At 59.6% G+C, this 13,590-nt stretch carries 13 protein-coding genes; 5 read left to right on the forward strand and 8 right to left on the reverse strand.

The features are described from left to right. Window positions 1-328 precede the first annotated feature (328 nt). The 5 genes from ureE to BLU75_RS19920 all read left to right on the forward strand — a co-directional run bounded on the left by ureE (window position 329) and on the right by BLU75_RS19920 (window position 3,970). A complete protein-coding gene (gene ureE / locus BLU75_RS19900; protein ID WP_084380896.1) occupies window positions 329-829 on the forward strand; it encodes an urease accessory protein UreE in 501 nt (166 codons plus the stop codon). Further along, window positions 826-1,500, forward strand: coding sequence for an urease accessory protein UreF (locus BLU75_RS19905; RefSeq protein ID WP_084380895.1), 675 nt, complete (start codon window positions 826-828; stop codon window positions 1,498-1,500). The genes ureE and BLU75_RS19905 overlap by 4 nt, the downstream gene beginning before the upstream one ends. Window positions 1,501-1,509: 9 nt before the next feature. After that, window positions 1,510-2,124, forward strand: a complete 615-nt coding sequence (gene ureG / locus BLU75_RS19910) for an urease accessory protein UreG (protein WP_084380894.1) — start codon at window positions 1,510-1,512, stop codon at window positions 2,122-2,124. 22 nt (window positions 2,125-2,146) lie between these two features. Continuing rightward, on the forward strand, window positions 2,147-2,719 hold the full coding sequence (locus tag BLU75_RS19915; RefSeq protein WP_084380893.1) for a HupE/UreJ family protein: 573 nt from the start codon (window positions 2,147-2,149) through the stop codon (window positions 2,717-2,719). Between the two features lie 129 nt (window positions 2,720-2,848). Continuing rightward, the gene (locus BLU75_RS19920; RefSeq protein ID WP_084380892.1) at window positions 2,849-3,970 is read left to right on the forward strand and encodes an AGE family epimerase/isomerase; all 1,122 of its coding nucleotides are present in this window, start codon (window positions 2,849-2,851) and stop codon (window positions 3,968-3,970) included. A 57-nt stretch (window positions 3,971-4,027) separates the two neighbouring features. On the opposite strand, the gene BLU75_RS19925 is transcribed toward BLU75_RS19920, so the two are convergent. The 8 genes from BLU75_RS19925 to amaA form a co-directional block, all read right to left on the reverse strand. Further along, window positions 4,028-4,933, reverse strand: coding sequence for a cation diffusion facilitator family transporter (locus BLU75_RS19925; RefSeq protein ID WP_084380891.1), 906 nt, complete (start codon window positions 4,931-4,933; stop codon window positions 4,028-4,030). Between the two features lie 229 nt (window positions 4,934-5,162). Continuing rightward, window positions 5,163-5,930, reverse strand: a complete 768-nt coding sequence (locus BLU75_RS19930) for an SDR family oxidoreductase (protein WP_084380890.1) — start codon at window positions 5,928-5,930, stop codon at window positions 5,163-5,165. Window positions 5,931-6,747: 817 nt separating this feature from the next. Then, window positions 6,748-7,464 (reverse strand): ABC transporter ATP-binding protein, encoded by a 717-nt coding sequence (locus tag BLU75_RS19935; RefSeq protein WP_084380889.1) that lies wholly within the window; start codon window positions 7,462-7,464, stop codon window positions 6,748-6,750. Next, window positions 7,461-8,336, reverse strand: a complete 876-nt coding sequence (locus BLU75_RS19940) for an ABC transporter ATP-binding protein (protein WP_084380888.1) — start codon at window positions 8,334-8,336, stop codon at window positions 7,461-7,463. Before BLU75_RS19940 ends, BLU75_RS19935 begins: the two co-directional genes overlap by 4 nt. After that, window positions 8,329-9,627 carry a high-affinity branched-chain amino acid ABC transporter permease LivM gene (livM, locus tag BLU75_RS19945; protein WP_084380887.1) on the reverse strand — a complete coding sequence of 433 codons (1,299 nt, stop codon included), beginning with the start codon at window positions 9,625-9,627 and terminating at the stop codon, window positions 8,329-8,331. Before livM ends, BLU75_RS19940 begins: the two co-directional genes overlap by 8 nt. Window positions 9,628-9,629: 2 nt before the next feature. Next, entirely contained in the window at window positions 9,630-10,544 is a 915-nt protein-coding gene (locus BLU75_RS19950; RefSeq protein ID WP_084380886.1) for an ABC transporter permease subunit, read from the reverse strand. 207 nt (window positions 10,545-10,751) lie between these two features. After that, entirely contained in the window at window positions 10,752-11,888 is a 1,137-nt protein-coding gene (locus BLU75_RS19955) for a branched-chain amino acid ABC transporter substrate-binding protein (RefSeq protein WP_084380885.1), read from the reverse strand. A gap of 387 nt (window positions 11,889-12,275) precedes the next feature. Beyond that, complete coding sequence (gene amaA, locus BLU75_RS19960; RefSeq protein ID WP_084380884.1) at window positions 12,276-13,559, reverse strand: L-pipecolate oxidase; 1,284 nt, start codon at window positions 13,557-13,559, stop codon at window positions 12,276-12,278. Window positions 13,560-13,590 lie beyond the last annotated feature (31 nt).

Genomic DNA, 13,590 nt, shown 5'->3' on the forward strand with positions numbered 1-13,590 from the left:
CAACGGGTTAAACACGGAGCGAAATCCTAGAGAAACGGCATGTAACGAGATGAACGCCAAATCTTTAATACATGTAAGGAAAATCTTTAAATCAGCGCCCAGTAAAAACCCGACAAACGCCTCCCGCAAACCGCTGGCCGCACTTGGCAAAAATCGCCCAATTCAGGTGCTTGCCGGTCGCCTTGCGCACCAATATGAATCATCACCGAATAGCAACGCGCCCCGTTTGATGGCGCAGCGTGCTTACCTACAGGTTTTTCCTACGCCACGCCTGATTGGCAAGCCCCTTGCTCTAGCTTGTCTATCGCTCATCGCTGGAAGCTTCCTGATGCTGGTGATCCACCGCCGAATCGCCCCTCAAACCCTCTGGGCTGCGCAACTGCTGCTGAATTTCGAAGCCCGCAGCAAAAGCCGGTTGCGCTGCTTCAGTGTTGACGGTGAAGACGTCGGCCTGTTTCTGGAGCGCGGCCAGCCACCGCTGCACGATGGTGAGTTCCTACAGGCCGAAGACGGACGTGTCGTACGGGTCAGTGCGCGTCCTGAACACCTGCTGCACGTCACGTGCAGCAGCGCCTTTGAATTGACCCGCGCCGCCTATCACCTGGGTAACCGGCATGTCGCCCTGCAAGTGGGAGACGGCTGGCTGCGCCTGCTCGATGACTACGTGCTCAAGGCCATGCTCGAGCAGTTGGGCGCCCACACCGAAACCATCGAAGCCCCTTTCCAGCCGGAACACGGCGCTTATGGTGGTGGTCATCACCATTCGCGCCATGGCGACGAAGATTTCAACTATCCACCCAAACTGCACCAGTTCGGCGTGCGCCTGTGAACCCGGCCTGGGCGCTGTTGCGTCTGGCCAGTCCGCAATTGCCGATTGGCGGCTACAGCTATTCCCAGGGCCTGGAGATGGCCGTGGAACAGGCTCGCGTGTGTGATCCGGCCAGCGCCCGACGCTGGATCAGCGATCAGTTGCTGCTCAATCTGGCGCGTTTCGAAGCGCCGCTGTTGCTCGCCCATTGCCAGGCTGCTGCCGATCAGGATTGGTCGCGCCTGCGCCAGCTGTGTGACGAACACCGCGCCAGCCGCGAGACCCGTGAGTTGTTTCAGGAAAGCCGGCAAATGGGCTATTCCTTGCAACAACTGCTCAACGGTTTGCCGGAACTCGACGCGCCGGCCCGCCATTTTCTCGAACAGGTGAGCGAGCCGCATTTGGCCCTGGGCTGGGCCCTCGCCGCCCGCGCCTGGGCGATCACCCCAGACGATGCATTGGCCGCCTGGCTCTGGAGCTGGCTGGAAAACCAACTGGCCGTGCTGATGAAGACCCTGCCCCTTGGGCAACAAGCCGCCCAGCGCCTGACCAGCGAGTTGCTGCCGTTGCTCCAACAAGCCCAGCGGCAAGCCGCCCAACACGCTCCCGATCACTACGGCAGTGCCGCGTTCGGCCTGTCCCTGGCATGCATGGCCCATGAGCGCCAGTACAGCCGCCTGTTTCGTTCCTAGGAGAAACCCATGCACACACAACCCTTGCGCGTCGGCATCGGCGGCCCGGTTGGCTCCGGCAAGACCGCCCTGACCCTGGCCCTGTGCCTGGCCCTGCGCGATCGCTACAACCTGGCGGTGGTCACCAACGACATTTATACCCGCGAAGACGCCGACTTCCTGGTACGCAACCAGGCCCTCGCGCCCGAACGTATCATCGGTGTCGAAACCGGAGGCTGCCCCCACACCGCGATTCGCGAGGACGCGTCCATCAACCTCGAGGCGGTGGATCAACTGAACCGACGCTTTCCGGGCCTCGACCTGATTCTGGTGGAGTCGGGGGGTGACAACCTTTCCGCCACGTTCAGTCCCGAGCTGTCTGACCTGACGATCTATGTGATCGATGTGTCGGCCGGCGACAAGCTGCCGCGCAAGGGCGGGCCGGGGATCTGCAAGTCCGATTTGCTGGTGATCAACAAGATCGACCTCGCGCCGCTGGTCGGCGCTTCGCTGGAGCTGATGAACAGCGACACTCAACGCATGCGCGGCAGCAAGCCTTTTGTTTTCAGCAACCAGAAAACCGGGGTCGGCCTCGACGCTATCGTCGCCTTCATCGAACGCCAAGGCTTGCTGACCGCAGCCTGATCAACCCTCAAGGAGCCTGTTCATGAGCCTCAACAAACTGTTTGCCGCCCTCGCCCTGCTACTCGCCCCCGCCCTGGCCTTTGCCCATCCGGGTCATGGTGACAACGGCCTGCTGGCCGGCATCGGTCACCCGCTCGGCGGCCTCGATCACTTGCTGGCGATGCTTGCCGTCGGCTTGTGGGCCGCCCAACAACAAGGCGCGGCACGCTGGGCCCTGCCCTGCACCTTTGTCGCCAGCATGTTGATCGGCGGCTTGCTGGGTTTTGAAGGCCTAGGGTTGCCGGCCCTGGAAAGCGCGATTGCTGCATCGGTACTCGCCCTGGGCCTGGCGGTAGCCTTGGCCATTCGTCCACCGGTCGCGGTCGCGGTCGCGGCAACCGCCGTGTTTGCCCTGTTCCATGGCGTCGCGCATGGCCTGGAGGTACCGGACATGTCCAGCCCCTGGACGTATGCCATCGGGTTTGTCGGCGCCACCGCAGCCTTGCACGCAGTTGGCTATGCCGTGGTGCGTTGCCTGCCGACTGCCGCGGCACCGTTAGTGCGTATCGCCGGCGCCACCTCGGCGGCGACCGGTGCGTGGTTGCTCGCCAGCTGAAAGCGGCAAGCTACAAGCCGCACGTTAAAGCCCAATCGCTCTTACTTGCCGCTTGTAGCTTGCAACTTGTGACAGCCCTTCATCTGCTACCATGCGCGGCAAACACTCCTGCCGTGACGACGCCAGCCGATGCCCATCGCTCCAAGTTCTGCCCTCAAGCCTCAATTGAATGCTGTGCTCACGCACTTCAACGACCTGATCGTGCCGCTCTGGCAGGGCCCGGGCTGGAACACCGAGTTGGCGCTGCCTTACGAGGCGCTGGACGCCAATCACCAGCCACTGGCGCCGCAACGCTACCGCGCCATGGCCTGCGCCCGGCAGTTGTACCTGTTTGCCAGCCTGATCGGCGAACCCGGCCAGGCCTTCGCCGAAGTACGCGCGGCCGCGCTGTTTCGCTCGCTGCAGCAGCATTTCCACGATGCCGAGTACGGTGGCTGGTTCTACAGCATCGATCCGCACGGCAAGCCGCTGGATAAACGCAAAGACCTCTACACCCACGCCTTCATCATCTTCGCCTGCGCCCATTACTGGGCCAAGGTCCGCGAGCCGTTGGTGGAATCCGTGTTGAATGCCGCCCTGGAGGTGGTCGCCAAGCGTTTTGCCACGAATGACGGTTTGTATGAAGCGGTGCTGGAGCGCGACTGGTCATCCCTCGACTCAGGCCCGCTGCAAAACCCGTTGATGCACCTGGCCGAAGGCTTTCTCGCAACCCTCGCGGTACGCGCAGACGCCGCCGTGCAACAGGCGTTGCTGGCGCTGGCGACGGCCATGCAGCAACGCTTCATCGACCGTCAGCATGGGCTGATGATGGAAAAACCCGTGGGCGCTGTGGATAACTGGTTCGAGCCGGGCCACCAGTTCGAATGGTTCTTTTTGCTGGAGTCGTCACCGGTGCTGCGCGGTACGCCGCTGCATGCCTCATTGAGCCGGGCATTTGCCTACGCGGAACAAACGGGTGTGGATAACACCAGTGGCGCGGTCAGCGGTATGTTGGCGCTGAACGGTGTCGTGCGTGACGGTACCCAGCGCATCTGGGCCCAGGCCGAATACCTGCGGGCGTTAACTTTGAGACCGGGCAGTGAAGCGCTGTTGCAGCGCCAATTGCTGGCGTTGCAACAGCGCTTCCTGCATGCCAAAGGCTGGAATGAGTGCCTGGATGCCAGCGGCCAGGTCAGTCGGTGGGACATGCCCTCGACCACGCCGTATCACCTGGCGACGTGCTATCGGGGTTTGCTGGATTATTTCGGCTGACCTCAAGGGCCTTATCGCGAGCAAGCCCGCGATAGCCTCACCTCGGCCCAACGGCCTTCACGCAATCCACTTGCGATCTCCAGTAAAGCTGATGGTCAGCCAGCGCGCGGCATCCGCTTTACCCAGGCCTGTGGATATCTCTTCACGCAAGCCGTCGAGGCGCGCAACGTTATCCACCGGGTAATCCGCCGGCAATACCACATGAATCTCGATAAACCGCGCCCGTCCGTGTTTTTGCACGTAGGACACATATTCCTCGAAGCCATGTTTGGCCTGGGCCGCATCCATCACTTCACGCACCTGGTCAGCCAACTGGTCCGGGGCAATCCCCAATACATCACGCAGCGCCGGACGCAGAATCTTGAAGGCCGGCGCTAGCATGCTCAGGGCCAGCAGGATCAGGATCAGCGGGTCGACATACACCGCCCACTCGCCATAGCCCTGGGACTTGAGCAACAGCGCGGCGAGAAAGCTGATCAGCAAGCCGACCGAGAGCATCGCGTCCACCAGCCAACTGATGTTGTCGAACTGAATCAGCGATGACTTGAGCGTACGATTGCGGTAGCGCACATAGAAGAAGTAGGCAAACTCAACGACGGTAAATACCGCCGCATAGATAATCACCAGGCCCAATTCGATTTCGCGACCACCATTGATAATGCCGAACACACCGTTGAGAAACGCATAGATGGCAATCAACAGCAGGAAACTGCCCTCGATCAACAGCACCATGGGCTCCAGGTGCCAGTAGCCGAACTGGAAACGCTCGTTGCTTTGCTTGGCAATCAGCTTGGCCGTGATCAGCATCAGCACCTTGATGGCGGTTGCGATCAACGAGAAAAAGCCATCGAATAAAATGGATTGGGCGCCAGACACCACACCCGTGACAATCCCGGCGATCGCGACCGCGAACATCAGGATGGTCGATTGTTTGAGCAGCGACTGCTCACCTCGGTTACTCACAAATCCTCCTGTCAAAACCTTGAAACCGCACAGTGCGGCGGGTTTTCAGGAGCGCAGTGTACCTTATGCCGTGTTTTGGCCGATTTGCCGCCTATTACCTTCACTTATGACTGTTTACTGTAGGAGCGAGCTTGCTCGCGAAGATCGTCAACAATAACGCGGGCATCCTGGATGAACGCGGCGTCCTTGAGTTTTTCGCGAGCGAGCTCGCTCCTACAGGGGCTCAACGCTAGGCTTTCGCGCCGCGCTCAATCGCAAAACCGGCCCAGGTCTGGCTCACCGGCATCAGTTCCAGGCGATTGATGTTCACATGCGCCGGGGTGTTCAGCACCCAGAAGATGGTGTCGGCGATGTCCTGGGGCTGGATCGGCTCGGCGCCGGCATAAGTGGCGTCGTAACGCGCCTGATCACCGCCGAAGCGCACCAGCGAGAACTCGCTTTCACACAGGCCCGGCTCGATGTTGGTCACCCGCACGCCAGTGCCTTGCAGATCACAGCGCAGGTTCAGCGAGAACTGTTTGACGAAGGCCTTGGAGCCGCCATACACGTGGCTGCCCGGATACGGATAGTTGCCGGCGATCGAGCCCAGGTTGATGATCCCGGCGCCACGGCCATGCGCGATCAAGCGCGGCAGCAGCAGGTTGGTGGTGGTAAGCAAGCCTTTGATATTGGTATCGACCATGGTTTCCCAATCATCGAGGTTGCACTTGGGCGCGGGATCGGTGCCCACCGCCAGGCCGGCGTTGTTGATCAGCCCGCGCAACGTGCTGAAGGACGCCGGCAAGCTGGCGATGGCGTCTTCCATGCCTTTGCGGTCACGCACATCCACCACCAGGCCATGCACCTCGGTCTGTTTCGAAAGCTCGGCGCACAGGGCGTTCAAACGTTCTTCGCGACGCCCTGTAAGCACCAGTTTCCAGCCGGCCTCGGCAAAACGCCGGGCACAGGCTTCGCCAAAACCGGAGGTCGCGCCGGTAATAAACAACGTATTGGACATGGTGTTCTCCTTGCGGGGGGCTTCAAACAGCCGATGAGATAAAAACAGCCAGCAGCATGCCCCGCCGCCGGGCCGGCGGCAACTGATACGCACACCCCTTGAAGCTGATCCAGACGCGTACTGTGCATTTTTTAACCAAACGTGCCTACCCCATACAAACCGGGCCTTGCAGCGTTGTGCGCGCACGTTATCCACAGCCCCGTCCACAGTCTTTGGGGGCAAGTGCAAAACCCTCAAGACCGCTGTGTACAAGGCTTTCAGCGCGATTCAAAAAGTTTTTTGCTTGACCTTGGCCTGGCCGTATGTAGTCCAACGGCGCATCGAGTCACCAGAGTCCTGTCACCAAGCCACTAATTCCGGCCTCTGTGGAAGTCTTTCCAGAGTTTAGTCACAGACTTATCCACAGGCATTGCAGACATGTCGCGGTCATATACCTGTGTCTATGAACAGGTTGACAAAACCTTGCAGCGGTCACCAAAAAAGCCCTGATCAAAAAACACCCATCAGACTGCAGGCCGCTATTTCATTGGGCTGCAGCCAGATACTCCCACGTTACCCACAGCCGGTTCCACAGCCGATGGGGACAAGTCATTTGTGTGACAAAACAGGGATTTGCGGCGGCTATATGTCGCGCTTTGGCAGGTGCGTAGATTTGTTTTCCACAATTGGGTGACGTGCTTGTGGACACCCCAAATAATGTGGGAGCAGGCTTGCTCGCGATAGCGGTGAATCAGTCAATCAAGATCTCGACTGACACACCGCTATCGCGAGCAAGCCGGCTCCCACATGGACCCAGCGTACCGCTTGGAATTATTATTCAGTGCCCGCCGAGATAGGCATTACGCACCTCTTCATTCACCAGCAGTTCCTTGCCGGTGCCCGTCAGGCGAATATCGCCGTTGACCATCACATACGCCCGGTCGGACAGGCGTAACGCATGGTTGGCGTTCTGTTCCACCAGGAAGATGGTCATCCCGGTGGCGGCCAGCTCGCGCAAGGTGGCGAAGATCTGCTTCACCACAATCGGCGCCAGGCCCAGGCTGGGCTCGTCCAGCAGCAAGAGCTTGGGCCGACTCATCAACGCACGGGCGATGGCAAGCATTTGCTGCTCGCCGCCGGACATGGTCATGGCCCGCTGGTTACGCCGCTCCTTGAGCCGCGGGAACAGCTCGAACATGCGCTGCATATCCTCGCTGGCGTGCTTGTCCCCAATGGGGATGGTACCCATCAGCAGGTTTTCCTCGACGGTCATGTCGGGGAATACCCGGCGCCCCTCCGGGGATTGGGCGATGCCGTTGGAGGCGATGTAATGCGATGACTTGTGGGTAATGTCGACGCCGTTGTAGATGATCTGCCCGGACTCGGCCCGGGGCTGGCCGAAGATCGACATCAGCAAGGTGGATTTGCCCGCGCCGTTGGAGCCGATCAAGCTGACGGTTTCGCCTTCATTGATGTACAGCGAGACCTTTTTCAGGGCCTGGATCGGGCCGTAGAACACGTCCAGATCCTTGATTTCGAGGATAGGTTTACTCATGCCAACTCCTCTTCATCAGCACCCAGGTATGCCGCAATCACTTTCGGATCGTTACGGATCGCCTCCGGGCCACCTTCGGCGATGACGTTGCCGTGGTCGAGCACCACGATGTGGTCGGAAATACTCATCACCATTCCCATGTCGTGTTCGATCAGCACCACTGTCAGGTCGTGTTCGTCGCGCAGCAGGCGAATCATCGCACTGAGGGCTTCGGTTTCCTGGGGGTTGAGGCCGGCGGCAGGTTCGTCGAGGCAGATGATCTGCGGTCGCGTACACATGGCGCGGGCAATCTCCAGGCGCCGCTGCTGGCCGTAGGACAATTCACCGGCCAAGCGATTGGCGCAGTCCACCAGGTCCACCACTTCCAGCCAGTAGAACGCGTGGTCCAGGGCATCGTTTTCGGCTTTTTGGTAGCCCTTGGTGTTGAGGATGCCCGCCAGCAGGCTGCGGTTGACCCACATATGCTGGGCCACCAGCAGGTTTTCCAGCACCGACATTTCCTTGAACAGGCGAATGTTCTGGAAGGTCCGCGCCAGCCCGGCACGGTTCACCAGATGGGTACCGCCGAACATCTTGTAGAACACCCGGCTGACAAAGCTTTTCGGTGAAACAAAGTCAGTGACCTTGAACGGCTCGCCCAGCAACTGAATGACGTTGGTCTGCTTGCCCCGCACATTCAGCTCGATCTTGCCGCCAGTGGCTTTGTAGAAGCCGGTCAGGCAGTTGAACACCGTGGTCTTGCCTGCACCGTTGGGGCCGATCAGAGCGAAGATCGAGTTGCGTTCGACCTTGAGGCTCACGTCGCTCAGGGCCTTGATGCCACCGAAGTGCATCATCAGTTTTTCCACGCGCAGCACGACTTCCTTACTCATGGCGTGGTTCTCCTTTCACAAAGACACCCTTGCGTGGCGTCACCCCGGTACGGCTGATGCGGATCAGGCCACGCGGTCGCCAGATCATCATCACCACCATCAACACCCCAAACAGCAACACCCGGTACTCAGAGAAACTGCGCAGCAGCTCCGGTGCCACGGTCAGCACGAAAGCGGCAATCACCACACCGACGGTCGAGCCCATCCCCCCCAACACGACGATGGCAAGGATCAACGCCGACTCGAAGAAGGTGAACGAGGACGGATTGACGAACCCTTGGTAACTGGCAAAAAACACCCCGGCCAGACCGGCTGTCGAGGCGCCGATCGTGAATGCCGAGAGTTTCACCAGTACATGGTTAAGGCCCATGGAACGGCAGGCGATTTCATCTTCACGCAAGGCTTCCCAAGCACGGCCCACCGGCATGCGTGTCAGGCGATGCTTGATGTACAGCACCAGCAGCACGACGAGGAACAAGACGATGTAGATAAACAGGAACTTCACATTGGGGTTATAGGCAATCCCGAAAAACTCATGGAACGGCACCCCGCCATCCTTGGCCCTGCGCCCGAACTCCAGGCCGAGAAAGGTCGGCGCCGGCACCGGCATGCCGTTCGGCCCCCCGGTAAACGACAACCAGTTATTGAGCACCAGGCGGATGATTTCACCAAAGCCCAGGGTTACGATCGCCAGGTAGTCGCCGTGCATTCGCAACACCGGAAACCCGAGTATGCATCCCGCCAACGCCGCTGCGATGGCCGCCAATGGCAGCACTGTCCAGAAGCCCAGGCCCAGGTATTCATAACCCAGCGCCAGGCCATAAGCGCCGATGGCATAGAACGCCACGTAGCCCAGATCGAGCAACCCGGCCAGCCCCACCACGATGTTCAGGCCCAGGCCAAGCAATACGTAGATCAGGCCGAGAATCACCACGGTCAGCAGGTACTTGTTGGCGAAGAACGGAAACACGATGGCGATCACGATCAATGCCGGGATGATCCAGCGCAGCCGTGATTTGTAGTCCGGTGCCTGCACATGTACGCCCGAGCTTGAGCTTTCAAAGCCCTGGAGCACGCGTATGCCCTTGGGGGTTTGCAGGAACAGGCTCATGGCCAGCCGACCCGCCATGACGATGCCCACCAGCAAGGCCACGCGGGTCGGCTCCAGGTTGAAGCTGTAGCCGTCGAGCACCACGCCGACGATGGGGCCGAACACGATCAGTGAAATCAGCCCGGCCAGGACTGCATCAACCACACTTTTTTTAATATCGATAGATTTGGCAGCAGACATGTTTACACCTTCGCCACGAGCGGGCGACCAAGCAGGCCCTGGGGACGGAAAATCAGAATCACCACCAACAGGGAGAAACTGAACACGTCTTTGTAGTCAGAGTTGATCAACCCTGCGAACAGCGATTCAGAGATCCCGAGGATGATCCCGCCCAGCATCGCCCCAGGCAGGGAACCGATGCCGCCGAGTACCGCTGCGGTAAACGCCTTGATGCCGATGATGAAGCCGGCGTAGAAATCGAACGTGCCGTAGTTCAGGGTGATCAACACACCGGCCAGGGCCGCCATGGCCGCACCGATGACAAACACGTAGGAAATCACCCGGTCGGTGTTGATCCCGAGGATCGAAGCCATCTTGCGGTCTTGCTGGGTCGCACGACACATGCGGCCGAGCTTGGTGTACTTGATGATGTAGGTCAGCAGCGCCATACCGGCAAATGCCGCGATCAGGATAAATACCTTGGTGTAGGTCAACTGCACGAACCCGGTACCAATATCAACGCGCCAGCTCCCCGCCAACAAGGTCGGGATACCTTGCTGCTTGGCGCCCTGGGCGATCTGTGCGTAGTTCTGCAGGATCAGCGAGATGCCGATGGCGCTGATCAACGGCGCCAACCGCGTGGAGTTACGCAGCGGTTTATAGGCGACACGTTCAATGACCCAACCGTAAACGCCCGTGACGACAACGGTGAATATCAAGGTGCCGAGAATGAGCAGAGGGAAGGATTCGAGGCCGAAGTAAGCCAGCAATGCCAGACTGATCGCCGCGAGGTAGGCGGATATCATATAAACCTCGCCGTGGGCGAAGTTGATCATGCCAATGATGCCATAGACCATTGTGTAGCCGATGGCGATCAGGCCATAGACCGACCCGAGGGTCAGCCCGTTGACCAGTTGCTGCAGGAAAATACCATCCATAACGCAATCTCACGCGGTGAGAGCCTGCACGCCTGACGGCGCGCGACTCTTCTGGGAGGAAAAAACAGATATTCATCACTACCTCCCGTAGGAGCGAGTTTGCTCGCGAAAAGCCCGAGAACGCTGCGTGCATCCAGGATGCGGCGTCATCGTTGACGTTCTTCGCGAGCAAGCTCGCTCCTACAGAGGGTATGCAGTCAGTTCGGATTACTTCTGCTTTTCCAACTGATGGTATTTGCCTTCCTTGTCCCACTGGTAAACCACATAGTCGGAGACTTTCAGGTCACCCTTGGCGTCCCAGGTCTTCTCACCCATCACGGTTTGCACCGGGTTGGCTTTCAGCCATTTGGCCGCATCTTCGCCGTTGTTGGATTTGGCACCATTGAAGCCGGCGGCCAGGGCCTGGAGCGAGGCGTAGGCGTACAGGGTGTAGCCCTCGGGCTCGTAGCCGGATTTGCGGAACTCGTCCACTACCGCCTTGCTGGCTGGCAGCTTGCGCGGGTCGGCGCCGAAGGTCATGTAGACACCATCGACGTATTGCGCACCACCGGCGGTGGTCACCAGTTCGTCAGTCACGATGCCGTCATCGGACATGAACTTGACGTCCTTGAGACCTGCTTCACGCAGTTGGCGAACCAGAGGTCCGGCTTCCGGGTGCAGGCCACCGAAGTACACGACGTCGACCCCCAGGGAGCGGATCTTGGTGACCAGTGCGCTGAAGTCTTTTTCGCCCCGGGTCAGGCCTTCCTCCAGTACCGGCTTCACGCCGCGCTTGGTCAACTGGGCAGCGGTGGCATCCGCCAGCCCCTTGCCGTAGGTATCCTTGTCGTTGATGACCGCGACTTTCTTGCCCTTGAGCACATCGACGATGTAGTCACCGGCGACAATGCCTTGCTGGTCATCACGTCCGCACATGCGGAACATGGCGCCCATGCCGCGCTCGGTCACTTGCGGGTTGGTAGAGCCTGGCGTGATAGCGATGATGCCCGCGTCGTCGTAGATCTCGGAAGCAGGAATGGTGTTGGACGAACAAAAATGCCCGACCACGCCGATCACCTTGTCCTGGTCGACCAGACGGTTGGCAACGGACACCGCTTGCTTGGGTTCGCAGGCGTCGTCACCGGCCACCAGTGTAATCTTCTCACCGTTGATCCCGCCCGCCTTGTTAATCGCATCAGCCGCCGCTTGGGCACCTTTCATGTACTGATCACCAAATGCCGCGTTGGCGCCAGTCATCGGCCCCGCCACGCCAATCTTCACATCAGCTTGAACAAACGTAGACACACCCAGCGCAGCTGCCACTGCGAGGGCCAGGAAGCCTTTCTTGTAAAACGTCTGGGACATGAGGTGGTGCTCCGAGTTTTTTGTTTATGGGCACTGCAATTTCACTTCAAACTTTCACTTGAAACCTTCACGTAAAAGCTGAGAGCAAGGGGCGTGCCATTGCGTTTTTATTATTGAAAAAGACACGGTGTCATTGTTATTACAGGGGTTTCGGCGCCTTTTCGCGGGTCGTGCAACCGTCTATCTCGCAAAGGTGCAACCCCAAGTCAAAAAAAGTAGCACCTGGCCGATGATCGATATCAAGCAGCCATCAATCGACTGCCCAAGCTTATGTAACAACGCGCGTAACCGAACTGCACATTTACAGTGCGGCGTTGCTACGACTCGCACCAATACAGATGAATAGCCGGCTAAGAAACTGCCGGCGTCTGACTGTTATTGCGCTGATCAGATGACAATTCGCAGGCATTGGCCCGCGTGATACAGCGAAAAACCCGCCTCATACAAACAGCTGCGCAAGCCCGCGCCAGCCAACGGTTGCATCGGCGCGAAGGGAATCGGCAAAACCTGGGGATTCTGGTGACACAGATAGTCGGCGAAAGCCTTGCCCACCACGCTGCCGGTGGTCACACCGCGCCCGTTGTAACCCGTGACAGCCACCAGGCCGGGCGCCGGTTCGAAAAGCCGCATCAGATGGTCCGGGGTGAACGCGATACAGCCCGTCCAGGTGCATTCCCAGTCCACCGCTTTCAGAAACGGGAAATAATGCTGCTGCACCCGGTCGGCCCAGGCCTTGAGGAACCAGGCCGGCTTCTGGTTGCCGTTACCCAGGCTGCCGAGTAACAACCTGCCATCCGCATCGCGGCGAATACTGCTGAGTACCTGTCGCGTATCCCATGAACCCTGCCCACCCGGCAGAATCTGTTGCGCAGCGTCATCGGTGAGCGGCGTCGACGCCACTTGATAGTAATACCCGGGGAAAAAGTTGCGTCGCAGCGCTGTCCACTCGCCCTCGGTGTAGGCGTTGGAAGCAATCACCACTTGCCCGGCATGCACCGCGCCCAGGGCAGTCTGCACCGACCAGCGCGAACCCTGGCGCTCCAGCCGAACCACCGGGGAACGCTCGAACAACTGTCCTCCAAGGCCGATGGTCGCACTCGCCAGACCGCTGGTGTAGGCCATCGGATTAAGGGTTCCGGCACGCCGATCCAGCAGGGCGGCGGCGATCTTTTTGGTGCCGGTGGCCTGCTCGCAGGCCGAGCCAGTCAATAGTTCCACCGGTGCGCCCCGCCGTTTCCATTGTTCTTCGCGACTGCGCAGGTCCGCTTCGCCACGGGCATTGTGCGCCATGTGCAAAGTGCCCTCGCGGCGCAGTTGGCAGTCGATGTGGTATTTGTCGATCAGACTGAATACCAGAGAAGGTGCAGCGCCGAGCATGCGATTGAGCTGACTGCCCACCGCCTCGCCGAAACCGGCCTCGATCTCGTCCGGTGGGATCCACATCCCGGCGTTGACCAACCCGACATTGCGTCCCGAGCCGCCGTGCCCGATGCGATGGGCTTCCAGCACGGCGACGCTCTTACCCTGCTCCAGCAAGTGGATGGCCGCCGACAATCCGGTGATACCGGCGCCGATCACGCATACATCCACCTTGACCTCGCCCTTGAGCGCGGCGTGATCCGGCCGGCCGGGGGTCAGTTGTTCCCATAAACACGCTTCGCGCAGTGCCATTGCCAGACTCCGATGAGACCTAACAAACAAC

Source organism: Pseudomonas mucidolens, assembly GCF_900106045.1.
Taxonomy (GTDB): Bacteria; Pseudomonadota; Gammaproteobacteria; order Pseudomonadales; family Pseudomonadaceae; genus Aquipseudomonas; species Aquipseudomonas mucidolens.

What these genes read in the sequence shown, in the direction of transcription:
- ureE (WP_084380896.1), top strand. Translation starts at nt 329, where the DNA reads ATGCTGGTGATCCACCGCCGAATCGCCCCTCAAACCCTCTGGGCTGCG.
- ureG (WP_084380894.1), top strand. Translation starts at nt 1,510, where the DNA reads ATGCACACACAACCCTTGCGCGTCGGCATCGGCGGCCCGGTTGGCTCC.
- BLU75_RS19915 (WP_084380893.1), top strand. Translation starts at nt 2,147, where the DNA reads ATGAGCCTCAACAAACTGTTTGCCGCCCTCGCCCTGCTACTCGCCCCC.
- BLU75_RS19920 (WP_084380892.1), top strand. Translation starts at nt 2,849, where the DNA reads ATGCCCATCGCTCCAAGTTCTGCCCTCAAGCCTCAATTGAATGCTGTG.
- BLU75_RS19930 (WP_084380890.1), bottom strand. Translation starts at nt 5,930, where the DNA reads ATGTCCAATACGTTGTTTATTACCGGCGCGACCTCCGGTTTTGGCGAA.
- BLU75_RS19935 (WP_084380889.1), bottom strand. Translation starts at nt 7,464, where the DNA reads ATGAGTAAACCTATCCTCGAAATCAAGGATCTGGACGTGTTCTACGGC.
- BLU75_RS19940 (WP_084380888.1), bottom strand. Translation starts at nt 8,336, where the DNA reads ATGAGTAAGGAAGTCGTGCTGCGCGTGGAAAAACTGATGATGCACTTC.
- livM (WP_084380887.1), bottom strand. Translation starts at nt 9,627, where the DNA reads ATGTCTGCTGCCAAATCTATCGATATTAAAAAAAGTGTGGTTGATGCA.
- BLU75_RS19950 (WP_084380886.1), bottom strand. Translation starts at nt 10,544, where the DNA reads ATGGATGGTATTTTCCTGCAGCAACTGGTCAACGGGCTGACCCTCGGG.
- BLU75_RS19955 (WP_084380885.1), bottom strand. Translation starts at nt 11,888, where the DNA reads ATGTCCCAGACGTTTTACAAGAAAGGCTTCCTGGCCCTCGCAGTGGCA.
- amaA (WP_084380884.1), bottom strand. Translation starts at nt 13,559, where the DNA reads ATGGCACTGCGCGAAGCGTGTTTATGGGAACAACTGACCCCCGGCCGG.